This is a genomic window from Allorhizobium borbori, assembly GCF_014196535.1.
In the GTDB taxonomy this organism is placed as follows: Bacteria; Pseudomonadota; Alphaproteobacteria; order Rhizobiales; family Rhizobiaceae; genus Ectorhizobium; species Ectorhizobium borbori.
Window position 1 is genome coordinate 141,248 of the sequence record NZ_JACIDU010000012.1, and the last position, 23,598, is coordinate 164,845.

At 62.2% G+C, this 23,598-nt stretch carries 20 protein-coding genes; 17 read left to right on the top strand and 3 right to left on the bottom strand.

Annotation, left to right across the window (positions count from 1 at the left end):
* Positions 1-219: 219 nt before the first annotated feature.
* The 12 genes from GGQ66_RS15320 to GGQ66_RS15375 all read left to right on the top strand — a co-directional run bounded on the left by GGQ66_RS15320 (position 220) and on the right by GGQ66_RS15375 (position 13,083).
* A complete protein-coding gene (locus tag GGQ66_RS15320; protein WP_183793597.1) occupies positions 220-1,455 on the top strand; it encodes a flavin-containing monooxygenase in 1,236 nt (411 codons plus the stop codon).
* 239 nt (positions 1,456-1,694) lie between these two features.
* Complete coding sequence (locus GGQ66_RS15325; RefSeq protein ID WP_183793598.1) at positions 1,695-2,198, top strand: hypothetical protein; 504 nt, start codon at positions 1,695-1,697, stop codon at positions 2,196-2,198.
* A gap of 205 nt (positions 2,199-2,403) precedes the next feature.
* Entirely contained in the window at positions 2,404-3,435 is a 1,032-nt protein-coding gene (locus tag GGQ66_RS15330; protein WP_183793599.1) for an amino acid ABC transporter substrate-binding protein, read from the top strand.
* A gap of 16 nt (positions 3,436-3,451) precedes the next feature.
* On the top strand, positions 3,452-4,636 hold the full coding sequence (locus GGQ66_RS15335; protein ID WP_183793600.1) for an amino acid ABC transporter permease: 1,185 nt from the start codon (positions 3,452-3,454) through the stop codon (positions 4,634-4,636).
* Entirely contained in the window at positions 4,633-5,712 is a 1,080-nt protein-coding gene (locus GGQ66_RS15340) for an amino acid ABC transporter permease (RefSeq protein WP_183793601.1), read from the top strand. Before GGQ66_RS15335 ends, GGQ66_RS15340 begins: the two co-directional genes overlap by 4 nt.
* A gap of 150 nt (positions 5,713-5,862) precedes the next feature.
* Positions 5,863-7,038 carry an aminotransferase gene (locus GGQ66_RS15345; RefSeq protein ID WP_183793602.1) on the top strand — a complete coding sequence of 392 codons (1,176 nt, stop codon included), beginning with the start codon at positions 5,863-5,865 and terminating at the stop codon, positions 7,036-7,038.
* The gene (locus tag GGQ66_RS15350; protein ID WP_183793603.1) at positions 7,035-8,432 is read left to right on the top strand and encodes an FAD-binding oxidoreductase; all 1,398 of its coding nucleotides are present in this window, start codon (positions 7,035-7,037) and stop codon (positions 8,430-8,432) included. The genes GGQ66_RS15345 and GGQ66_RS15350 overlap by 4 nt, the downstream gene beginning before the upstream one ends.
* A 25-nt stretch (positions 8,433-8,457) precedes the next feature.
* Complete coding sequence (locus GGQ66_RS15355; RefSeq protein ID WP_183793604.1) at positions 8,458-9,255, top strand: MetQ/NlpA family ABC transporter substrate-binding protein; 798 nt, start codon at positions 8,458-8,460, stop codon at positions 9,253-9,255.
* Position 9,256: 1 nt separating this feature from the next.
* Entirely contained in the window at positions 9,257-10,390 is a 1,134-nt protein-coding gene (locus GGQ66_RS15360; protein ID WP_183793605.1) for a methionine ABC transporter ATP-binding protein, read from the top strand.
* Entirely contained in the window at positions 10,356-11,048 is a 693-nt protein-coding gene (locus GGQ66_RS15365; RefSeq protein ID WP_183793606.1) for a methionine ABC transporter permease, read from the top strand. Before GGQ66_RS15360 ends, GGQ66_RS15365 begins: the two co-directional genes overlap by 35 nt.
* Positions 11,049-11,129: 81 nt before the next feature.
* Positions 11,130-12,188: an isopenicillin N synthase family dioxygenase gene (locus GGQ66_RS15370; protein ID WP_183793607.1), complete on the top strand. Its 1,059-nt coding sequence runs from the start codon at positions 11,130-11,132 to the stop codon at positions 12,186-12,188.
* A 238-nt stretch (positions 12,189-12,426) separates the two neighbouring features.
* Positions 12,427-13,083 carry a peroxiredoxin gene (locus tag GGQ66_RS15375; protein WP_183793608.1) on the top strand — a complete coding sequence of 219 codons (657 nt, stop codon included), beginning with the start codon at positions 12,427-12,429 and terminating at the stop codon, positions 13,081-13,083.
* A 90-nt stretch (positions 13,084-13,173) separates the two neighbouring features.
* Here GGQ66_RS15375 and GGQ66_RS15380 read toward each other — a convergent pair whose 3' ends face one another.
* Positions 13,174-14,343 (bottom strand): trans-sulfuration enzyme family protein, encoded by a 1,170-nt coding sequence (locus GGQ66_RS15380; RefSeq protein WP_370686360.1) that lies wholly within the window; start codon positions 14,341-14,343, stop codon positions 13,174-13,176.
* A 64-nt stretch (positions 14,344-14,407) separates the two neighbouring features.
* Positions 14,408-15,013: an RBBP9/YdeN family alpha/beta hydrolase gene (locus tag GGQ66_RS15385; protein WP_183793609.1), complete on the bottom strand. Its 606-nt coding sequence runs from the start codon at positions 15,011-15,013 to the stop codon at positions 14,408-14,410.
* A 387-nt stretch (positions 15,014-15,400) separates the two neighbouring features.
* Here GGQ66_RS15385 and ssuD point away from each other — a divergent pair, with 387 nt between their 5' ends.
* The 5 genes from ssuD to mgrA all read left to right on the top strand — a co-directional run bounded on the left by ssuD (position 15,401) and on the right by mgrA (position 21,918).
* Complete coding sequence (gene ssuD / locus GGQ66_RS15390; RefSeq protein WP_183793610.1) at positions 15,401-16,570, top strand: FMNH2-dependent alkanesulfonate monooxygenase; 1,170 nt, start codon at positions 15,401-15,403, stop codon at positions 16,568-16,570.
* Positions 16,571-16,648: 78 nt separating this feature from the next.
* On the top strand, positions 16,649-18,079 hold the full coding sequence (locus tag GGQ66_RS15395; RefSeq protein ID WP_183793611.1) for an FAD/NAD(P)-binding protein: 1,431 nt from the start codon (positions 16,649-16,651) through the stop codon (positions 18,077-18,079).
* 181 nt (positions 18,080-18,260) lie between these two features.
* On the top strand, positions 18,261-19,529 hold the full coding sequence (locus GGQ66_RS15400) for an SfnB family sulfur acquisition oxidoreductase (RefSeq protein WP_183793612.1): 1,269 nt from the start codon (positions 18,261-18,263) through the stop codon (positions 19,527-19,529).
* A gap of 10 nt (positions 19,530-19,539) precedes the next feature.
* Positions 19,540-20,802 carry an SfnB family sulfur acquisition oxidoreductase gene (locus GGQ66_RS15405; protein ID WP_183793613.1) on the top strand — a complete coding sequence of 421 codons (1,263 nt, stop codon included), beginning with the start codon at positions 19,540-19,542 and terminating at the stop codon, positions 20,800-20,802.
* Positions 20,803-20,874: 72 nt separating this feature from the next.
* Positions 20,875-21,918: an L-glyceraldehyde 3-phosphate reductase gene (gene mgrA, locus GGQ66_RS15410; RefSeq protein ID WP_183793614.1), complete on the top strand. Its 1,044-nt coding sequence runs from the start codon at positions 20,875-20,877 to the stop codon at positions 21,916-21,918.
* Between the two features lie 56 nt (positions 21,919-21,974).
* On the opposite strand, the gene GGQ66_RS15415 is transcribed toward mgrA, so the two are convergent.
* Positions 21,975-23,270, bottom strand: a complete 1,296-nt coding sequence (locus tag GGQ66_RS15415; protein WP_183793627.1) for an O-acetylhomoserine aminocarboxypropyltransferase/cysteine synthase family protein — start codon at positions 23,268-23,270, stop codon at positions 21,975-21,977.
* Positions 23,271-23,598 lie beyond the last annotated feature (328 nt).

Genomic DNA, 23,598 nt, shown 5'->3' on the forward strand with positions numbered 1-23,598 from the left:
AGCTTTTGGAAAACGAGTCTTTTTGGAGAGACTGCTTCAGCAAATCCGAAACAGACGGGAGCCCTTCCGGCGGTGCCCTCGCATCATCACTACTTATGAAAAACCTAAGCAATGGCGATTTAAATCATTATTTTGCCGATGCAGGCTTTCCACTAGGTTCGAGAACAGACCTTGGCCAAAGAGGCTGAATGTCCACGAATTCCAAAGAGGAAGCCGAGCATGTCCGTGAATGAAGTCGACACATTAATCATCGGTGGCGGTCAGGCTGGCATTGCCATGAGCGAGCATCTGAGCGCGCAGGGCGTGCCACATCTCATTGTCGAGCGTAACCGGATTGCCGAGCGCTGGCGTTCGGAACGCTGGGATTCGCTGGTGGCGAATGGACCGGCCTGGCATGATCGATTTCCGAACATGACTTTCCCGAACATTGATCCGGACGGCTTTGTGACTGCGGGCGGCATCGTTGATTACCTCACGGCCTATTGCGAACAGATCAAGGCGCCTATCCATTGCGGTGTGGAAGTGACGGCGCTTCACCACAAGCCGGATGGCTCCGGCTTCCGGGCCGAGACCTCAGAGGGTGTCATCGAAGCGCGCAACGTTGTTGCCGCCACCGGCCCCTTTCAGCGCCCGATCATTCCGACGGTCGTGCCAGCCGAAGCCGGCATCACCCAGATCCATTCCGCAAGCTATCGCAACCCCGCACAACTGCCGGAAGGTGCTGTTCTCGTCATCGGCGCCGGTTCCTCGGGCGTGCAGATCGCCGATGAGTTGCGCCGCGCCGGCAAGACCGTCTACCTCGCGGTCGGCCCGCATGATCGCCCGCCGCGCCGCTATCGCGGCAAGGATTTCGTCTGGTGGCTTGGCGCACTCGGCATGTGGAACGCCGAAGCCATCCAGCCCGGCATGGAACACGTCACCATTGCCGTCAGCGGCGCCCGCGGCGGCCACACCGTCGACTTCCGCGCCCTTGCCGCCGATGGCATTACGCTCGTCGGTCGGGCCGAAGCCTTTGAAAACGGCGTCATGCGGTTTGCAGACGATCTCGCCCGCAACATAGCGCTGGGTGACGCCAACCTTCTGGCAATGATGGATGCCGCCGACGCCTACATCGCGCGGGAAGGGCTGGACTGGCCGGAGGAACCGGAAGCCCGCGCCATGCTGCCCGACCCAATCTGCGTGACGAACCCGCTGCGCGAACTCGATCTCGCTAAGGCTGGCGTTACCTCCATCGTCTGGGCAACCGGCTATGCGCTGGACTTCGGCTGGATGAAGATTGATGCGTTCGACGCCAAGGGTCTGCCCAAGCACAAAAAGGGTGTTGCGGAGGTGCCCGGCCTCTACTTCCTCGGCCTCGCCTGGCTCTCGCGCCGCGCCTCACCCTTCATCTGGGGTGTCTGGCACGATGCGGCCTATCTCGCGGAGCAGATTGCCGCCCGCAACAACAGGCTCTGAATGGATCGGAGCGGCATCGCCCGGTGTAAAAGCAAAACTAGCCTTGCAGGCGCCTTCCAAGGAAAAGCGGCTGCAAGGTTTTCTGTTGGGCGCCGCCGGCGACAATGGCCGGGGACCGCAATTGACTACGCTGGGCAGCGCCGCGCACCAGGTGCCAGCCTTCATGCATCAAACGATGCGCGCGCCGTCAGATCGAGACGTAGCGATCGTCCCAATAGCCGAGCGACACGCCGTTTTCGATGTCACTGCAACGGCACGACCGCCAACGCATCCGCCGGAACTGGGGCACCGGTGTCCAACGTCGTCCATTCCTCACCGTGGTAGCGATCAATGCCCTTGAGACCGCCGCGACCCACGAAACAGTTGGCGACATCCTCATCCACCGCGCCCGGAATATTGACGCTGAAATGGCCGAGCTGCTCGACCACCGGCCAGGTGTTGAAGGTCTTGTGAGCAGAACCAGCATGCGTAGCGGCTCGACAGAACGCGCGGTTGCCGATGTCACTGTCGCACCGCTGCGGGCGTCACCCTTATTCATCGTGACGACCGAAACACCACCAGAAAGCACGCAGCGCCAATTTCAACGCCTCGGCGCGGGCCTCGACTTCGGCGACCGCCTCGTTCGATGGCTGAGGCACTCTGCAACGCTGGCCACACACCTGTTCAGCTTGATGAAGCGCAACTTCATTGTGACGCAAGCGTCTGCCACAGACATTGCGGTTCATTTTCGACATTTTCAGTAGAAAATTAAGCCCCGATAAGCTGCACCGGCCCGGTCGGTGACGAAACCGCACGCTCACGAAGGAAGCAATTTGCTCTTCTTTTGAGCAATTTTAGTCGGCGGTTTCTTTAATACACTATTTTTGTAGATAACTTCAAGACAACTCCTGAAGCGGCAGAGACACTCCCGGCGGGAGGCGCGAACTTGATAAAGAAAGGCGTTGCAATATGATAAAGAACAAGACCTTCCGGTGGACGATTCAGTCGGCTGCAGCCGCGGGCTTCGTGGCGACAACCATGTTGTCCGGTCTCGCCCATGCCGGTCCAACGCTTGACAAGATCAGCCAGCGCGGCACGATCAAGGTCGGTGTCGGCACAACGCCCGGCTTCTTCGCGCCAGACAGCAACGGTAAATGGCAGGGTTTCTTCATCGATTTCGGCCGCGCCCTGTCGATCACGGTCTTCGGCTCGCCCGATAAGGTCGAGTTCACCAGTTCCTCGCCGCAGCAGCGCCTTCCCGCGCTCCAGAGCGGTGAATTCGACGTCCTGCTTTCGGGTGTGACGGTCACAGCCACCCGCGCCTTCAAACTCGGCTTCCACTTCGGCCCGACGGTGTTCTATGACGGTCAGGGCATTCTGGTCCGCAAGGATCTCGGCGTGACGAAAGCAGCCGATCTCGATGGCGCGACCATCGGTGCCCAGAGCGGCACGACCGGCGAACTGAACGTCGCCGACTTCTTCCGCAAGACCGGCAAAACCTTCAAGGCCGTTACGATCGAGGATACCGGGCAGTTCATCGCAGCGCTCGAATCCGGCCGCGTCGATGCCATCACGCAGGACAGCTCGGATCTTGTGGGCAAGCGCACGCAGCTCAAGAAGCCGGATGATTACGTGCTTCTGCCGGAACGCCTCTCCAAGGAGCCGCTTGCCCCCGCCATTGCCGGTGGCGATGATCGCTGGCTGGAAATCGTCAACTGGACGGTCAATGCCACGATCCAGGCCGAGGAATGGGGCATCACCTCGAAGAATGTCGATGAATTCCTGAAATCGGAAGATCCGGCCATCCAACGCTTCCTCGGCGTTGACAAGTCGTTCGGCGAAGCCCTCGGCCTCGATCCCAAGTGGGCCTACAATGTCATCAAGACGGTCGGCAATTACGGTGAGATCTTCGACCGTAACCTGAAGCCGCTGGGCTGGGATCGCGGCTACAACAACCTTTGGACCGCAGGCGGCCTGCTCTATTCGCCACCGTTCCGTTGAAATGACGAACGCAACCATGTCCCCCGACACGACACCGGGCCCTGTGCGGCCCGGCACCCTCCGTAAAATTCGGATATGGTGGGGCGGCTGGCCGAAGGGCCAGCTCGCCTTTCTGGCCATATTCGCTCTCTTGACCGTGCTACTCATCCATAACGTCGTGGACACCATGGCGAGGATCGGCATTATGCCCGGCTTTACCTTTCTCTACAGTTCGGCCAATTTCGAAATCGGCGAAAGTGTCATCCCGTTCCAGGCCGGGGACAGCTATCTGCGCGCCATCTTCGCCGGGCTTCTCAACACCCTGAAAGTGTCGCTGCTCGGCTGCGGGCTGGCGACGGTCTTCGGCGTCGCCATTGGCGTGGCCGGACTGTCTTCCAACCTGCTGCTGTCGAAGTTGATCCGCTGCTATGTCGAGGTCATTCGCAACACTCCGCTTTTACTACAGCTTTTCTTCTGGATCTCGCTAGCCAAGGCACTCCCCGCCCCCCGACAGGCGACGCTCTTGCTCGGATCGGTCTTTCTCACCAATCGCGGCGTCTACCTGCCATCGCTATGGCTGGAAGGCGGGGCGCTCGGTCTCGCCGGTAGCCTTGTGGCGGGGGCGGCCGCTATCGCGGCCCTTCTCATCATCGCACAGCGCATCAGGCCCCTCAATCGGCGAACGGCGACGGTGATCGTGGTGGCAACGCTTGTAACCACGATTGTCGCTGTCGCGATCTCAGGCGCGCGCCCGGTGGTGGAATTACCCGCCCTGTCCGGCTTCAACATTCGCGGCGGCCTGAACCTTTCGCCGGAATTCGCCGCACTGCTGACGGGCCTCGTCGTGAAGTTTGCCGCGCTGATTGCCGAGATAGTGCGGGCGGGCATCCAGTCGGTCGGCGCCGGCCAGTGGGAGGCGGCACGCGCCCTTGGTCTTCACAATGGCCATATCATCCGGCTGATTGTGCTGCCCCAGGCGTTGCGCGTCATCACGCCCCTGACGACCTCAAGCTATCTCGACCTGACCAAGGATTCGAGCCTTGCCGTGGCCATCGGTTTTCCCGATCTCGTCAGCATCATCAACACCACGGCCAACACGACCGGGCAATCGATGGAGGCGCTGATGATCCTCATCGGCACATTTCTCACCATCAACATCTCCCTCTCCGCGCTGATGAACACCTATAACAGCCGCATGGCGATGCGAGGGATGTCGCGATGAACACTTCATCCCGTCCTCGGAGCCTGCGCGGGCGCGCCGGACGTCTTTCATCCCGGCTTTGGCAAGGCCTGTTCGGAACGCGGTACAATACCATCGTCACCATCGTCATCGCGTTTCTGCTGGGGCAGATCGTGCTGCCGCTTATCCGCTGGGCAGTGCTGGACGCGACATTTACCGGCACGTCCGACGCCTGCGCGCGCGACGGCGCCTGCTGGGCCTTTGTCGGCGCCAAGCTTCGCTTCATCCTCTTCGCCTTTTACCCGCCCGAGCTGCAATGGCGGCCGCTGCTGGTGATCGTCGCCCTCGCCGCACTTCTTGTCGCGAGCGCCGTTCCCCGCTTCTGGGGTTGGAAGCTTCTGGCGGCATGGCCGGCTTCGGTGGCATTCTGCTGGCTTCTGCTGGAAGGTGCTTTCACGGCAACACCCATTCCGTCCAACCAGTGGGGCGGATTGCCGGTCACGCTGTTTGTCTGGGCGGTCTGTTTCGCCGCCGCCACCCCAATCGCCGTGCTTCTGGCGCTTGGACGTCGCTCACGGCTCGGTGGTCTTAGAACCTTCTCGATCGCCTATATCGAGGCGATGCGCGGCACACCGATGGTGGGCATTCTCTACATCGCCATGCTGATCGTGCCGATGGCGCTACCCGAAAGCCTGTCGGTCGACAAGATGTTGCGGGCCATGATCATGATCACCCTGTTTTGGTCCGCCTATATCGCCGAGGTCATCCGCGCCGGTCTGCAGGCCATTCCGCGCGGACAGGCTGAAGCTGCAACGGCGCTTGGCCTCAGCTACTGGCGGGTACAGCAGCTAATTGTATTGCCGCAGGCCTTGAGGATCGTCATTCCCGGCATGGTCAATCTCGCCATCGGCTTCCTGCTCGCAACCTCGCTACTGGCCGTCATCGGCATTTTCGATCTGCTCAACGCCGCCCGCGCCTCGGCGGCCGACCCTGTCTGGCTCGGCTTTTACAACGAAGCCTATCTCGTCGTGGCGACGGTCTACTTCGCCATCTGCTTTGGTGCGTCGCGCTACAGCCGGTGGCTTGAACAGCGTCTTGCCGAGGGCATGCGCCGGTGAGTTGACATGGCCGGGTCGGAAGCCCCTCTCCAAATAGAGTCATTTGAAATACCGTTTCCGAAAATACCTGCGAAACGATATAAATTACTTTGTCGATTTAATAGGTAGATTTTATTCATTGTTGCGTCTGAAGCATTCGCGTGGCGCACCATGATCAACCCTGTCTTTGCCGGAACCGGCACTTCCATTTTCGAGTCCATGTCCCGGCTTTCCGCGGAAACGGGCGCGATAAATCTCGGTCAGGGTTTCCCTGAAGGATTCGAACCGGAAGCGCTGATCGAGGCTGCCGTCCGGGCGCTTCGTGACGGACTGCATCAATATCCGCCGATGCTCGGCCTGCCGGTTCTTCGCAAGGCAGTGGCCGATAACGCCAAGCGCTTCCTCAACCTCGACATTGACTGGGAGCGCGAGGTGCTTGTCACCTCCGGGGCGACCGAAGCGCTTTCCGACACGTTCCTGGCACTGCTCGATCAGGACGATGAAGTAATTGTCTTCGAACCCGTTTACGACGCCTATGCCACGGTCATTCGCCGGGCGGGCGGCGTGGTGGTGCCGGTGCGCCTTGCGCCGCCGGAATGGGAACTGCCGCGCGACAGGCTGCTCGACGCGATCACGCCGAAAACGAAGCTGATTGTCGTCAATACACCGATGAACCCGATCGGCAAGATCTTCGACCCCTCGGAACTCGCCTTCCTGGCGGAGATCGCCGTCAGGCACGATCTCATCATTGTCGCCGACGAGGTCTATGAACACCTCGTCTTCGACAGCCGCCCCTTCCACTCGCTCTTTGCGGTCGAAGGCATTCGCGACCGCGTCGTGCGCATTGGCTCAGCCGGCAAGAGCTTTTCCGTCACCGGCTGGAAGGTGGGCTATGTCACCGCGGACGCAAAGCTTTTGCAGCCGATTGCCCGCGCCCATCAATATATCACCTTCACCACGCCGCCGGCGTTGCAGGTGGCGGTCGCCGCCGGGCTGAACCTGCCCGACAGCTATTTCACCGGCCTGCGCGCGGCTCTTGCCGAGCGCCGCGACCTGCTGGTCGGCGGCCTGCGTCAGGCCGGCTTTCAGATTGCCGATGTGTCCGCCACCTATTTCGCCGTGGCTGATATCAGCGACCTCGACGCGGGCGGCGACGATCTCGCCTTCAGCCGCCGCCTGACACTTGAGGCGGGCGTGACGCCGGTGCCGATCTCCTCCTTCTATGGCGCCTGCGATATCAAAAGCCATGTTCGCTTCTGCTTCGCTAAAAAAGCCGAAACACTGTTGGAAGCCATCGACCGCTTGCGCCACTGGCGCGACGGCGAAGGCTGGAGGGCTGCATCGTGAACGCTCGCCTATCCACTGAGACAACCGAACTCGCCATCGCCGAACTGAAGACATTGCTCGGCGCACGCGCCTCGACCGGCCTCTCTGTGCTCGACCTGCATGCCGGTGACGAAAGCCACCATGATCGCCATCGGCCGCAGATCGTCGTTTCACCGGAAACGACCGCAGAGGTCGCCGAAATCGTCAAGATCGCTGCACGCTATCGCGTGCCGATCACCGCCTTCGGGGCGGGTTCGGGGCTGGAAGGCGGCGCCATTCCGATTCAAGGCGGCATTTCACTTGATACCGCCCGGTTGGACCAGATCATCGAAGTTCGCGCCGATGACATGATCGCCCGCGTCGGCGCCGGCGTGCGTCGGCTCGATCTTAACCGCGTGCTGCGCGATACCGGTCTGTTCTTTCCGGTTGATCCCGGCGCAAACGCCTCCATCGGCGGCATGACCTCTACCGGTGCCTCCGGCACCAATGCGGTTCGCTATGGCGTGATGCGCGAAAATGTTCTCGGCCTCACCGTCGTGACGGCGGATGGCAACATTGTCAAAACCGGCTCACTCGCCCGCAAATCCTCCTCCGGTTATGACCTGACCCGGCTCTTTGTCGGCGCGGAAGGCACGCTCGGCATCGTCACCGAAATCGCAATCCGGCTGCATCCGATCCCCGATGCCATCTCCGCCCATGCGGGCTTTGCGACGCTTGCCGGTGCGGTCAATGCCGTCATCGATATCAAGCGTGCCGGCCTTGCCATCGGACGCGTCGAACTTCTCGACCAGCCACTCGTCGGCGTCATCAACCGGCGTGGCACATGGCAGCTTCCGGCCCTGCCAACCCTGTTCTTCGAATTCCACGGCACCCAAAGCGAAATCGCCGCACTGTCGGACACCATTGCCGCCATCGTTTCCGAGCATGGCGGCACGCCGCTGCAATGGCCCGGACCCGGTGAAGGTACGGTACGTCTGTGGGAGACCCGCCGCGACGTACTATCCTGGGCGCGGGGCGAGCGGCCCGGCTCCACGTCATGGCCGAGCGATGTCTGCGTGCCCATTTCAGCCCTTGCCGATGTCATTCTCGAAACCCGCGCGGACGTCGATCGCTCCGGCCTCACCGCTTACATTGTCGGCCATGTCGGCGATGGAAATTTCCATTGTGTTTTCAAATATCTGCCCGAAGAAGCTGAACAGGTTGCCGAAGTTTCCGGCCGCATCGTCGAGCGGGCCATCGCCGCAGGCGGCACCGCCAGCGGCGAACATGGCATCGGGCTCGGCAAACGCAAGTATCTTGAAGCCGAACACGGCGCCGAAGCCGTCGCCCTCATGCGAAGCCTCAAGGTGGCGCTTGATCCGCTTGGCATTCTCAATCCCGGCAAGGTCGTTCCCGACCCTGAACCGGCGCACTGACACCCCAGAAAGGAACAGACTACCCATGCGTCATGCCAAATTCATCGCCGGTGCGGTTTCCGCGCTCGCCTTGCTCGTCGTCAGCCAGACGGCGGCGCTCGCGGAAACGATCAAGTTCGGCGTCACCGCCGGCCCACACGCGCAGATCGCGGAAGCGCTCGTGCCGGTCGCCAAGGCAAAGGGCCTCGACATCAAGCTTGTGGAGTTTTCCGACGGCTCTCTGATCGACCCCGCCACCAATGACGGCGATCTCGACGCCAACGGCTTCCAGCATACGCCCTATCTCGACCAGCAGAACAGGGATCGTGGCCTGAAACTCGTGGCCGTCGGCGGCAAGACGGTGCTGCTGCCCATGGCCGGCTATTCGAAGAAGTACAAGTCGCTGGCCGACCTGCCGGAAGGTGCACAGGTGACGATCCCGAACGACCCGTCGAACGGCGGCCGCGCGCTCAAGCTTCTGGAAGCCGGCGGCCTCATCAAGCTGACGCCCGGCATCACCTACAAGGCGACCGAACTCGACATCATCGAAAACCCCAAGAAGATCAAGCTGATCCCGATGGAAACCGCCCAGCTTCCGCGCTCGCTGGAAGATGTCGATTTCTCGGTCATCACCTCGCATTTCGCCTTGTCGGCCGGCCTGAATCCGAAGAAGGATGGCATCCTGATCGAAGACCAGCTTTCGGAATATTTCTGCCTGATCGCAGTGGCCGAAAAGAACAAGGATGCGCCCTGGGTGAAGACGCTTGTCGACTCCTACAAGTCGCCGGAAGTGAAGGCCGCGATCGAGAAGACCTTCGCCGGCAACGTGATCGCAGGCTGGTAAGATGAACGTTCTGGCACGCACCGCAACCGACGACAGCCCGACCCGGAGGACCGAAGCGCCCTCCCCGGAACAGCGCTCGCCGGTCATCGAAGTCCGGTCCCTGACAAAGGTCTACGATCCGAAGGCAGGCCCTGTTCTCGATGACGTTTCCCTCAGCGTCGAAAAGGGCTCGATCCACGGCATCATCGGCCGTTCGGGTGCGGGAAAAAGCACGCTGGTGCGGTGCCTGAACGGGCTGGTCAGCCCGACCTCCGGTCGCATTTTCGTCGGCGGCCGCGAAATCACCGGCCTTCGCGGACCAACGCTGCGTGCAGCGCGGCGCGACATCGCGATGATCTTCCAGCATTTCAGTCTCCTGTCGTCCCGCACGGCTGCCGGTAACGTAGCCCTGCCGCTCGAAATCGCCGGCGTCCCGAAGGATCTCATCCACCGCAAGGTGCCGGAGCTGCTGAAACTCGTCGGCCTTGGCGGCAAGGCCGACAGCTACCCCGTGGAGCTGTCCGGCGGCCAGAAACAGCGCGTCGGCATCGCACGGGCGCTGGCGCTCGAACCTTCCGTTCTGCTCTCCGACGAGGCGACCTCCGCGCTCGACCCGGAAACGACGGAACAGATCCTGACGCTGCTCGCCGACATCAATCGCCGCACCGGCATCAGCATCGTTCTGATTACCCATGAAATGGACGTGGTTCGCCAGATTGCCGATCACGTCACGGTTCTGGAAGGCGGTCGCATTGCTGAAACAGGGCCGACCTTCGGCGTCTTCGCCTTTCCGCAATCGACCGTCGCCCGCTCGTTCCTCTCCAGCATCGTTGCCCACGATCTGCCGGAAGAGGTCGCCGCCCGCCTGCAGGCCGATGCATCAGACGCCACCGATCCGGTGCTGCGCATCACGTTTACCGGTGCTTCGGCCCATGATCCGGTCGTCGCGACGCTGGTCGAGCGCTTCGGCATTCGCCCCAATATCCTGCATGGGCGCATCGATTACATCGGCGGCAAACCGCTCGGCATCATGACGCTCATCGCCCAGGGCGGCGAGCCCCGGCTGCCCGCCGTCCTGTCCTATCTGCAATCCCTCGGTCTTCACGGAGAGGTCATCGGCCATGCTGTCCGATCTGCTGCCCCCGGCACTCGTTAATCTGCTGCTCGCCTCGCTCCAGCAGACGGTGACGATGGTCGCCGCCTCGGCGGTTCTGTCGACGTTGATCGGCCTGCCCCTTGGCATTCTACTGGTCGTCACCGCGCCCGGCCAGTTTCTGGAACGGCCAGTGTTCAACAAGGTGCTGGGCACAGTCGTGAACCTCATCCGCTCCACACCTTTCATCATCCTGATGGTCGCGATCATTCCCTTCACCCGGCTACTCGCTGGGACGACGGTTGGTACGGCGGCGGCGATCGTGCCGCTTACCGTCGCCATCACACCACTCTACGCCCGTCTGGCGGAAGCGGCGATGCGCGAGGTGGACCAGAGCCTGATCGAAGCCGCCGAAAGCATGGGGGCGAGCCCGTTGCAGATCATCTTCAAGGTGCTTCTGCCGGAGGCGCTGCCCGGCATCGTCGCCGGCCAGACGGTCACGCTGGTCAGCCTCATCGGTTATTCGGCCATGGCGGGCACGGTTGGCGGCGGCGGGCTTGGTGATCTCGGCATCCGCTTCGGTTACCAGCGCTTCATGCCGGAAGTGATGATCGCGGTCGTCATCGTTCTCGTCGCCATCGTACAATCGGTGCAGATGACCGGCGATCTCGCGGCAAGACTTGTCAATCACCGGATCGCCCGCAGCCGGCGGTCCCGCTGATCCCCGCCACCGGCAGTCCCGGTGGCCAACGACGATATGACGGCCCGCCGGCTGCGCGGCGCCGCCCCAAGGAGAGAGCCCATGACCATTCAGGAAAAGATAGCCACCCTGCCCTTTGTCGATATCGGTCGCTTCCATGCGGATCCCGCGGAGCGCGCGGCCTTCATCGCCGACCTGCGCCGCATCCTCTTCGACCACGGCTTCTTCTACCTCACCGGCCACGGCGTCGATCCCAAGCTGATCGCCGACGTTCTGGCCACGTCGAAGCGCTTCTTTGCTCTTCCGCTGGAAGAAAAGCTGAAGATCGAGATGGTGAAGTCGCCGCACTTCCGCGGCTATAACCGCGCCGGCTATGAGCGCACTCGCGGCCAGCAGGACTGGCGCGAACAGATCGACATCAACACCGAGGGCACAGCTGTCGAAATCACGCCGGAAACGCCCGCCTGGAAGCGCCTGCTCGGCCCCAACCAGTGGCCGGAAGCCGTGCCGGAATTGAAGCCGCTTCTGCTCGCCTATCAGGCGGAAGTCACCCGCATCGGCATCGATGTTCTGAAGGCGATCGCAGTGGCGCTCGGCCAGCCGGAGGATGCCTTCGCGCAGATCTATGAGCCGCAGCCCTCGCAGCTTCTCAAGATCATCCGCTATCCCGGCCGGGAAGTGGCCCAGACCGACCAGGGTGTGGGCGCCCACAAGGATGGCGGCTTTGTCACCGTTCTGCTTCAGGACACCGTAGAGGGTCTGCGTGTGCAGACGGAAGACGGCGTATGGATTGACGCCCCACCGGTTCCCGGCACCTTCGTCATCAACACCGGCGAGTTGCTGGAACTGGCCACCAACGGCTTCGTACGCGCTGATGTGCATGACGTGATCGCACCGCCTGCCGGTGTCGAGCGTTTCTCCGTCGCCTTCTTCCTCGGTTCGCGTTACGACGCGACCATTCCGGTCATCGATCTGCCGGAGGAACTCAAGATCAAGGAACGCGGCATCACGGTCGATGCGCTGAACCCGATCTTCCGCGAAGTCGGCCAGAACCACCTGAAGAGCCGCCTGCGCTCGCATCCCGATGTCGCGCGCGCCCACCATGCCGACCTGCTGACGCCCGAGCAGCTTGCCGGCGAGGCCATCGCCGAGGCCTATTGATCCGACCCGCATCGAAGGCCCCTTCCTGCACCGCCGGAGGGGGCCTTTTTTCATGGCGCAACGTCATCCGGGAGAGGCCGGAACTTCGCAAAATCCGTCCGCCGAAGCTCCATAATTTGAAATCCTCGCCCTCGCGCCAAGGCGCATCCGGGTGTCCAATAGCCCTAATCCGGACGAAGGAAGGATCGCTTTCCAAAATCGAGAACGCCCGGTGCCAGGAACCTGAAGAGGAAGAACCATGTCACCGCAGCTTGGTCAGATTGCCCCCGATTTCACGCAGGACTCGACCGAAGGCCCGATCCATTTTCACGAATGGCTTGGCGGCGCCTGGGGAGTCCTGTTCAGCCATCCCAAGAATTTCACGCCGGTCTGCACCACCGAACTCGGTGAAGTCGCCCGCCTGAAGCCCGAATGGGAAAAGCGCAATGTCAAGGTTCTCGGCCTGTCGGTCGATCCTCTGGACGCCCATGAAAAATGGTCCGCCGATATCGCGGAAACGCAGGGTCAGGCGCTGAACTTCCCGCTGCTGGCCGATGCCGACAAGTCGGTCGCCACGCTTTACGGCATGATCCACCCGAATGCCGATGCCGCCGTCACCGTGCGCTCGGTCTTCATCGTGGACCCCAACAAGAAAATCCGCCTGACGCTGACCTATCCGCCGAGCGCGGGGCGCAATTTCGATGAGATCCTGCGCGTCATCGACAGCCTGCAACTGACCGACAGGGAAAAGGTCTCGACGCCGGTGAACTGGAAGAAGGGTGATGAAGTCATCATCGTACCCGCCGTTTCCGATGAGGATGCCAAGGCCCGCTTCCCGCAGGGCTTCAAGACGCTGAAGCCCTATCTGCGCCTCGTCAAGCTCGAGGATGGCGTCAAAAAGGACGACGCGGCCTGAGCCTTTCGCCCTCTCTCCGTTCCGGCACCTCCTCCCGCCGGGCCGGTTGACACGCCTGCCCCGATCCTCCCCGGGGCGAGCGTCTTGATTTCAGGAAAGAGCCGTGTCGAGATCGGCGATCAGGTCATCTGCGGCCTCGATGCCGACGGAAAAGCGGAAGACGCCTTCGCCTGCCACAGCCCGGTAATCCGCCGCCGCCCTGCCCTCCAGATGGAAGGACGAGCGCACGATGTCATCGCTTGGAATGTAAAAGATCAGGCTCTTGGTCTTGCCGAGGGAAACCGCATAGGAAATCACCTTCAGCTCTTCTGCCAGCGGTGCCGCCGCCGCCGGACTGCCCTCCTTGAGGCTGAACGACACCAGGCCGGAAAAATTCGTCATCTGCCGGGCGGCGAGAGCGTGTTGCGGATGCGAGGCAAGGCCGGGCCATAACACGCGGGACACCTTCGGATGCGCCTCCAGCCAGGTCGAAAGCCGGCGCGCATTGGCCTCATGGACGCGCATGCGCGCATCGAGGGTTTCCAGCCCCCGCAGAATGAGGAAGGCTGAGAAAGGCGAGAGCGCGCCGCCGAAATGGATGAGGGCGCCGCGCCGCAAACGGGCAATATCATCCGCCTTGCCGATCACCGCGCCACCCAGCGCGTCGCCATGACCGCAGATATATTTGGTCAGCGAGTGCACGACATAATCGGCACCGAGCGCCAGCGGTCGCAGACCGAGGGGCGTGGCGATGGTCGCATCCACCGAAAGTTCCGCACCCACCGCATGGGCAATCCGGGCGATTGCTTCGACATCGGCAACGCGCAGGATGGGATTGGACGGCGTTTCGATGTGGACGAGTTTCGTTTCCGGGCGAAGGGCAGCCTCAACCGCCGCGGGATCGGACGCATCGACAGTCGTGACGGAAATGCCCTTGGCCGGCAGAATATCATGCGCGAGTTCGGCAACACCGGCGTAGCAGACATTGGCGAGAACGAGATGATCGCCAGCAGACAGCCGGTCGAGAAAGAGCGCCGCAATTGCCGCCATGCCGCTGGCAAAGGAAAGCGCCGCCTCACCGCCGTCCAGCGCGGCCAGGCGCGTTTCCAAAACCTCCAGCGTCGGATTGCTCCAGCGAGTGTAGAAATGCGGGGCATCCTGCTGGAGATCGTTGGCGGAAAAGCCGATGGCGCCGGGCGTCGTGTGAAAGCTGGTCGAAAGAACGGGCACTGTGGAAACCGGCGCGCCTTCGCCCCGGCCCTTTTCACCCGCGTGAAGCACCAGTGTTGCGGGATCTGTCCTGGTTACGATAAGTCCTCTCCATGGTCAGGCGACCCCGCCCGGATCACAGATCAAGACGCAGGCTCGCTGCATTGGCCGGAGAGTCCTGCCAATGAGGACGATCCGGGAATTTCGATGCTTGTTTCAAGCGTTCAAGAAAGGCGTAGCCTTCCACCCAGCGACCGAAACCGCTGGCGATGTTGATGTGACCGACCGCGCCAAGATTGACAAGGTCACTGCCCCAAGCTTCCGCATGGCGTTGCAGATCCGCGACCTCCATATAGGGATCATTAAGGCTGCCGATCATGAGGCTGGGGAAGGGTAACGAGTCGAGCGGCGTCTGGCCGAAGGACACGACGCACGGGTGCAGCTTTTCCACCTTTTCGAGATCGGCGGGTGCGACGAGAAGGGCCGCGTTTACCTTGCGCGCGGCCGGGTGGCCGGCAAGGCTGGCGGTAAGCACGCAGCCGAGACTGTGGGCGACCACGAAGACCGGCTCATCCGCCGCTTCCAGCGCCGCTACGAGCCGCGCCTGCCAGTCCGTCAGAACCGGGCAGTTCCAGTTGTCCTGATCGACCAGCCTCGCATCCGGCCTGTCGCGCAGCCAGTGTCGCTGCCAGTGGCCTTCCGCCGAACCATTGAGGCCGGGAACGATCAAGGTGGTACACATGCCGCTTCCTTGTTGCGCTTTCAACATGGCCCTGATTCTGCATCAATCAGGCGCGAGGATCGACTAATCGCATTGCCCGAACGGGCGCGAGCCTGAAAAGCCCAACTCCAAATGCCCGCGAATGCGAAATAATCGCCTGCCGGTCATGGGGCGATCAGGAGCGGCTGGCAGGAGTGCGTTAAACGCCTTTGCTGCGAATTCGGAAACAGCGCGCAGAAACTTCCGGAGATGCCGCCAAATTGGAATGCCATTCCTTAGTTGCCCGGCCCGATCCGGTATCATTGGGGCAGTCAAAGAAAACAGGCGAGGACGCCGGCGACATGCTTTCCGTGATGGAGGCAGCCTTCTTCATCCGGCCGGGTTCTGCTTCACTTAAAGGATATTCGCATGACTGCTACCGGCAAGCCGCTTGATTTCCTGTGGTTCATTCCGTCCTCAGGCGACGGATCCTATCTTGGCACGGACGAGTTGAACCGTCCGGCGGACCCGATCTATTTCAAGGAAATCGCTCAGGCGGCGGACCGGCTCGGCTATTCCGGTGTGCTGATCCCGACCGGGGCAGCCTGCGAGGAATCCTTCGTGCTGGCCGCCAATCTGGCCGCCTATACCGAGAAGCTGAAGTTCCTTGTCGCCATCCGTCCCGGCACGGCTTCACCTGCCTATTATGCACGCCTTGCGGCGACGCTCGATCGTGTTTCCCATGGCCGCCTTCTGCTCAACATCGTGGTCGGCGGCAGCCAGCAGGAGCTGGCCGGCGACGGCATCTTCCTGCCGCATGACGAACGCTACGACCACGCCGAAGAATTCTTCAAGGTGTTCAACGAGCTGATCCAAACCGGCCACAGCCACCTCGATGGCAAATATATTCAGGCGTACAATGCGTCGCTCGTGTTGCCGCCGGTGCAGACGCCGCGCCCGCCGATCTACTTCGGCGGCTCCTCCGATGCCGGGATCGATTTCTCGGTCGGACTGGTCGACAAATACCTCACCTGGGGCGAACCGCCGGCGCAGGTGGCCGAAAAGATCGCCAAGGTGCGCGCCGCCTCTGCCGCCAAGGGCCGGGATGTGACCTTCGGCATTCGCCTGCACTTCATCGTGCGCGAAACGGATGAGGAAGCTTGGGAAGCCGCGGACCGCCTGATCTCGCGCCTCTCCGACGAAGCCATCGACGCTGCGCAACAAATCTTCCGCAACCAGTCGGATTCCGTCGGTCAAGCCCGCATGACGGCGTTGCATAACGGCCGCCGCGACAAGCTGGAAGTTTCGCCCAATCTCTGGGCCGGTATCGGCCTCGTGCGCTCAGGCGCCGGCACGGCACTCGTCGGCTCGCCGAAGACCGTCGCCGCCCGCCTCAAGGAATATCAGGATCTCGGCATCGATACCGTCATCGCCTCGGGCTACCCGCATCTGGAAGAAGCCTACCGGGTTTCGGAACTTCTCTTCCCGGAAATCGGCCTTGCCGGCCCGCGCAACCAGATCCGCGCCTCCTTCGGCCAGAAGCAGGTGTTCGGCGGCGGTGGCCACGGCGGCAATGTTCGCCTCGCTTCAGGCTCCTGAACCTCAGCCAGAATGTTGCCCCGGCCGGCGCCGCCGCGCGCCGGCCGTTTCATTCCCGCGCTTGGTATCGAGGCCCCCATGGCAGACCAGACCCCACTTGCGACCATCGCCATCATCGGTGGTGGCTTCACCGGTGCCGCTGTCGCGCTGCATCTGGCGGAGCGCTTTTCTCCCGATAAGGCCCGGATCATTGTATTCGAACCGCGCGAACGGCTAGGCGCCGGCCTTGCTTATGATACCGCCGATCCTGTTCACCGCATCAACGTGCCCGCCGCGCGCATGTCGATCCATCCCGACGACCCGGAGGATTTCAGCCGTTGGCTCGAGCAAACGGAGGAGCTGAAAGCCGATCCGCAGGCGTTTACCGCCGAGGGCGTGCCCTTTCCTCGCCGGCAGGCCTTCGGCCTCTACATCGCCGCGCGGCTTGCGCCGTTCGTGGCTTCCGGGGCGGTGGAACATTGGCGCTCGACCGCTGTTGAAGCCAATCAGGTCGATGGGCTATGGACAATCCGCACCGGCGATGGCCGTCAGGTGCAGGCGCACGGCGTCGTGCTGGCCGTCAGCCATCCCGCACCTTCCCTACCCGCGTCGCTGCGAGCCATCGAAAACCATCCTGGCCTGGTGGCCGATGCCACCAGGCCCAATGCCCTCACGAAAGTGTCGCCGCAGGCGCGCGTTCTGGTCGTTGGAAACGGCCTGACGGCAGCGGATGTGATCGCCTCCCTGAAGGAACGCGGCCATCGCGGTTCGATCCTGTCGATTTCCCGGCGCGGCTTACGCTCGCGCGGGCATCCCTCCATCGAACAAAGCGTCGCGCTGGACCTCACGACCACACCCTCGCAGCGTGCTTCTCACCTTCTGAACCGGATTCGTCAGGCGGTGCGCGAAGCCAATGCAGCCGGCCTCACCTGGCATCCGGTGCTTGATGCCGTGCGTGCCCAGGGACAGGAAATCTGGAAGAGCCTGCCGGTGTCGGAGCGGCGGCGCATTGCCCGCCATATTCGCCCCTTCTGGGATGTCCATCGCTTCCGCATCGCACCGCAGGTGGAAAAGGCGCTGGACGACGCCATTGCCGATGGCAGTCTCACGGTGAAAGCCGCCTCCCTGCACGGGGCCGAAGCCGTCGGTGATGCAATCCGTGTGATCCTGAAGGAACGTGGCAGCACCGAGCCTGGCTCGCAGGACTTCGACACGGTGATCGTAACGACCGGCCCGGCCCATGGCGGTATCCTGCAATCGCAGCCCCTCCTGGCAAGCCTTGCCGCCAAGGGTCGCCTTGCCCTTTGCCCCACGGGGCTCGGCCTTCTGTGTGACCGCCAGTCCCGCGCCCTGGCTGTCACGGGCGGGGCGGATGATACGCTGCTGATTGCCGGGCCCTTGGCACGTGGCACGTTCGGCGAATTGATGGGCCTGCCGCAGGTTAGCGAACGCGCGCTTTTCATTGCAGAAAAGGCCGCTAATCTCATCGAAACCAAGCAGTTCAGCTGCCGCAAACAGCGCGCCCTGTAACTGAAAAATCGTTCTTCATTTTAGTCTACAAAAACAATATAATATCTACACTTAATGCGCACTTTTGCGATGCTCAGTCCGGGTCGACCCAGCACAGGGATCGCCCGAACGAGGGACCGAGACGACAGTCGGGACCTCGATTCCTCTCCTTCAACGCACCACCATCGCAAACGAGGATATCATGGGCACGCTTCCCGAAACCAAGATCGACTATTCCGTCCATCCGCGGGTCAATTCGACCGATCCCATTCCGCCGCGTCCGCGCCCGTCGACGCCCGCCCATGTCATCAGCAGCGACGCCGAGGCTATCGAGATCGCCGAACGCCTGGCCGCGAAGTTTCGCGAGGGGGCTGCGCTTCATGACCGTGAGGGCCTTTTGCCGCTTGCCGAACTTGATGAATATTCCCAGAGCGGCCTGTGGAGCATTAATGTTCCCAAGGCCTATGGCGGCCCGGACGTGTCCTATGCAACGCTCGCCAAGATGATCGAGATCATTGCCGCCGCCGATCCGGCCATCGCCCAGATCACCCAGAACCACCTCGCCATCGTCGGCACCGTTGAGCTTGATGGCACCGAAGAACAGAAGAAACTGTTCTTCGGCTGGGCGCTGCAGGGCCTGCGCTATGGCAACGCCTTCTCCGAAGGCAAGAGCAAGAACGTCGCCGTCTTTGAAACCAAGGTGCGTTTCGAAGGCGATGACGCCATCGTTGACGGCGAGAAATTCTACACCACCGGCGCGCTGCTTTCCCATGTGGTGCCGATCGTCGCGGTGTCTGAGGAAGGCCACGGCTATCTCGTCTTCGCCGAACGCGACACGCCCGGCCTGACCGTGACCAACAACTGGTCCAGCTTCGGCCAGCGCACAACCGCCTCCGGCTCGGTGAAGCTTGAAGGCGTACGGGTGCCGAAGGTTCGCGCCGTGAAGATTGAAAGCTTCGACCGCCCGACGATTGGCGGCCCTGTCTCGCAGATCATTCAGTCGGCCATCGACCTCGGCATCGCCCGCAGTGCCATCGAGGATACAATCACCTTCATCAAGACCAGGAGCCGCCCGTGGATCGACAGCGGCAAGGAAACCGCCGGCGAAGACCTCTTCACCATTGCCGCCATCGGCGACCTGGAAATCCGCCTTCATGCAGCCGAAGCGTTGCTGGAAATTGCCGGTCGCGCCATCGACAAGGCCCGTGCTGACCAGACGCTCGAAAATGTTTCGGAAGCCACGATCAAGACCGGCGAATCCAAGGTTCTGACCACCGAGATTGCCATTCTGGCCACCAACAAGCTGTTTGAACTGGCCGGAACGCGCTCTACGCTCGCCGAACACGGCCTTGATCGCCATTGGCGCAATGCCCGCGTTCACACGTTGCATGATCCGGTGCGGTGGAAATTCTACCATGTCGGAAATTACTACCTGAACGGCATCCATCCGCCGCGTCACGCCTGGAACTGAGGCCGCGGCGATGAGTGAGACCGATCGCAAACTGCACCGGGAGGCCGCGCTTGTCGCCGGTCGCCCGGCACCCCACATCCCGCCGCGCCAGACCAAGGCCGACCGTATTGCCGATGACGCCGAAGCCATCGCGGTGGCGAAGGCTCTGGCGCGCGAATTCGCCGCCGGCGCTGCCGAACGCGACCGTGAACGGCGGCTGCCGATCGCCGAGATCGAGCGTTTCTCGCAATCGGGCCTGTGGGCCATCACCATTCCGAAAGAATATGGCGGCGCCGGCGTTTCCGGCGCAACACTGGCTGAGGTAACGGCGATCATCGCCGCTGCCGATTCCAGCCTTGGCCAGATCCCGCAGAACCATTTCTACATGGTCGAGGCGTTGCGTCTCGCCGGTACGGAAGAGCAGAAGAAGCATTATTTCGCGCGAATTCTGGATGGCGACCGGTTGGGCAATGCCTTCACAGAAATCGGCACGAAAACGCCGGTGGACTACAAGACCGCCTTCCGCAACGTGGATGGCGAGCTCTTGCTCAACGGACAGAAGTTTTATGCCACCGGCTCGCTGTTTGCCCATATCCTCGTCGTCGTCGCAAAGGACGAGACGGGCCGGGTGCACATCGTCTTCATTGACCGGGCAACGCCGGGCGTCTCGCTGGTGGACGACTGGTCGTCCTTCGGCCAGCGCACCACCGGCAGCGGCACGGTAACCTTCGACAATGTCGCGATCACACCCTTCCAGACCGTCGATCATGATGTCGTGTTCGAGCGCCCGACAGCCATGGGCCCGTTTGCGCAGATCATCCACGCCGCCGTGCAGGTGGGTAACGCGCGTGGCGCGCTCAACGAAGCCGTCACCTATGTTCGAACCTATTCCCGGCCATTCTTCGAACTGACCATCGAACACGGCTATGAGGACCCGCACACCATTCACGCGGTGGGCGAGGTTTCGATCCGCGTCAACGCGGCGGAAGCCCTGCTGGCGCGCGCCGGGCGCCTTTTGGACATTGCAACTGAAAGCCCTGACGACCGCACGGTCGCGGCGGCGTCCATCGCGGTGGCGGAGGCAAAGGCCTATGGCACGGAGGTCGCACAGCTTGCGGCCAACAAGCTGATCGAACTCGGCGGCGCCCGCTCCACACTGGAATCCTATGGCCTCGACCGCTTCTGGCGCAACGCCAAGACGCACGCTCTGCACGATCCGGTTCGCTGGAAATACCACCACATCGGAAATTATTATCTGAACGGACTTTTACCGCCACGACACGGCGCGCTCTGATACAGTTGCCCAAAAGACGACCTGCCGGATGCGGTTTTTCCGCACCCGGCATTTTCCATGAGGAGACCCACAATGAGTTATATCCCCGCCTCCACTCGCTATGATGACGCGGTTTTCCGCCGCGTCGGCCGCAGCGGCCTGAAACTGCCGGCCATCTCTTTCGGCCTCTGGCATAATTTCGGCGACTCGGCCACGCTCGACCAGCAGCGCTCGATCCTCTTCAAGGCCTTCGATCTCGGCATCACGCATTTCGATCTCGCCAATAATTACGGCCCGCCGCCCGGTTCTGCCGAAACCAATTTCGGCCAGATCCTGAAGCAGGATTTCGCAGGTTATCGCGATGAACTCATCATCTCCTCCAAGGCCGGCTGGGATATGTGGCCCGGTCCGTATGGAAGGGGCGGCGGTTCGCGCAAGGCGCTGCTGTCGAGCCTCGACCAGAGCCTGAAGCGTCTTGGCATCGATTACGTCGATATCTTCTATTCACACCGTTTCGACGCCGAAACGCCGCTGGAAGAAACCGCCGATGCGCTTGCGTCCGCCGTTCGTCAGGGCAAGGCGCTCTATGTCGGCATCTCCTCCTATTCGGGCAACAAGACGCGCGAAATCGCCGGGCTGCTCGAAGAGCGCAAGGTGCCGCTCCTCATCAACCAGCCGGCCTATAACCTCTTCAACCGCTGGGTGGAAAAGGACCTTCTGGCGGCAAGCGACGAAGTGGGCGCAGGCGTCATCGCCTTCACGCCGCTGGCGCAAGGCCTTCTCACCAACAAGTATCTGAACGGCGTGCCCGAAGATGCCCGCGTCAACCGTCCGGGCGGCGGGGCGCTGCGGCCCGAGCACCTCAAGGAACAAAACATCGCCCGCGCCCGCGCTCTGAACGAGATTGCCCAGCGCCGCGGCCAGTCGCTCGCCCAGCTTGCCATCGCCTGGGTGCTGCGCGACCCGCGCGTGACCTCGGCCCTCATCGGCGCCAGCTCGCCCAAGCAGGTCGAAGACAATGTCGGCGCGCTGAAAAACCTCGCCTTCACGCCGGAGGAACTGGCCGAAATCGACCGTTATGCGGTGGAGGGCGGCATCAACCTCTGGGAAAAGCCGTCCCACGAGCGCGTGGTCTGAAGCATGGAGGCCGGGCGGTCAATCGCCCGGCCTTTTTTTCATCCGGATAACCGGTCTCAGGCTGCGTCAATCGCCTGCTCGAGATCGGCGATGATGTCGTCCGGATGCTCGATGCCGATGGAGAGACGCACATAGCCGGGCGTCACGCCGGTGGCGAGCTGGTCATCGGCGGAAAGCTGGGAATGCGTCGTCGTTGATGGATGGATCGCCAGCGAGCGCGCATCGCCGATATTGGCGAGATGGTAGAAGAGCTGAAGCGCGTCGATGAACCGCCGGCCAGCCTCGCGCCCGCCCTTGAGCTCAAACCCCACCAGCGCGCCGAACGTGCCAGGCTTGAAATACTTGGCCGCCCGCTCACCGGCTACACCCTGCTGGAACTTCGGAAAAATGACGTTCGAAACCTTCGGGTGGTTCTTCAGGAAATCCGCGACCTTGGCGGCGTTCTCATTGTGCTGGCGCAGACGCAGCGGCAGCGTCTCCAGACCTTGAATGAGGTTGAAGGCATTTTGCGGGCTGATGGCCGCGCCGATGTCACGCAGCAGAACAGCGCGCGCCCGTAGTATGTAGGGATGGAAGGCGATGGCATCGGCCTTCTCGATCCAGGTCTTGCCCTGATAGCTCGGATCCGGCTCGTTGAGGGCCGGTTGACGTGCGGTCAGTTCACGCCAGGGAAAGTTACCGCCATCAATGATCGCACCGCCAATGGACGTGCCATGGCCGCCGATATACTTGGTGGCGGAATAGACGACGATGGCTGCGCCGTGTTCGAGCGGGCGGATGATGAGCGGTGCCGCCGTATTGTCCACGATCAGCGGAATACCGAAACGGCGGCCGATAGCAGCGACTTCGCCGAAGGGGAACACTTCCAGCTTCGGGTTGGGTAGCGATTCCGCGTAGTAGGCGCGGGTTCGGTCATCCGTGGCACGGGCGAAGGCTTCCGGATCGGATGCATCGACAAACCGGGTCTCGATACCGAAGTTCTTCAGCGTGGCGGCAAAAAGCGCCCAGGTGCCGCCATAAAGACCCGCTGCGGAAACGATATTGTCGCCAGCGCGGGCGAGATTGAGGATCGCGAAGGCAGATGCAGCCTGGCCGGATGCAACGGCGAGCGCACCAACACCGCCTTCCAGTTCGGCCAGGCGCTGTTCGAAGGCGTCCTGCGTCGGGTTGGAAACGCGGGTGTAGAGATGGCCGGCCGCTTCCAGCGCAAACAGCTTGTCAGCGCCCTCCGTACCCGGAAGCTGGAAAGAGGTGGTCTGGTAGATCGGCACGGCAACCGCGCCGGTTGCCGGATCAAAACGAAAAGAACCGCCGTGGAGCGCCTGCGTTTCCGGGTGAAGGCTCTTGAAGATGGTAGTGCCCGCCACTTGCGGCGCAGCGTTTTCAACGATGGCTTCGGACGATTGCTGAAGGGTCATGGGGTGTCTCCATTGTCTATTTTGTTTGCGGCGCGCGCGTGCGCTGGGCGCCGAGTATGAGTGCAACGGCCAGCAATGCGACCGCAGCCCAGGAGATTTCCGGCGCGTACCACCGGATGTCGAAGAAATGCGTATTGGTGCACAGCGCCTCCGCCAGTCGACTGAAGCGCGCCGGATTTACCGGAGACCGTTTGGTTTAAGTTATGCGGCCATGGCCGGCTCGTCCAGCATGGCATAGTATCGTTCTTCTGCCTCGGCTGGC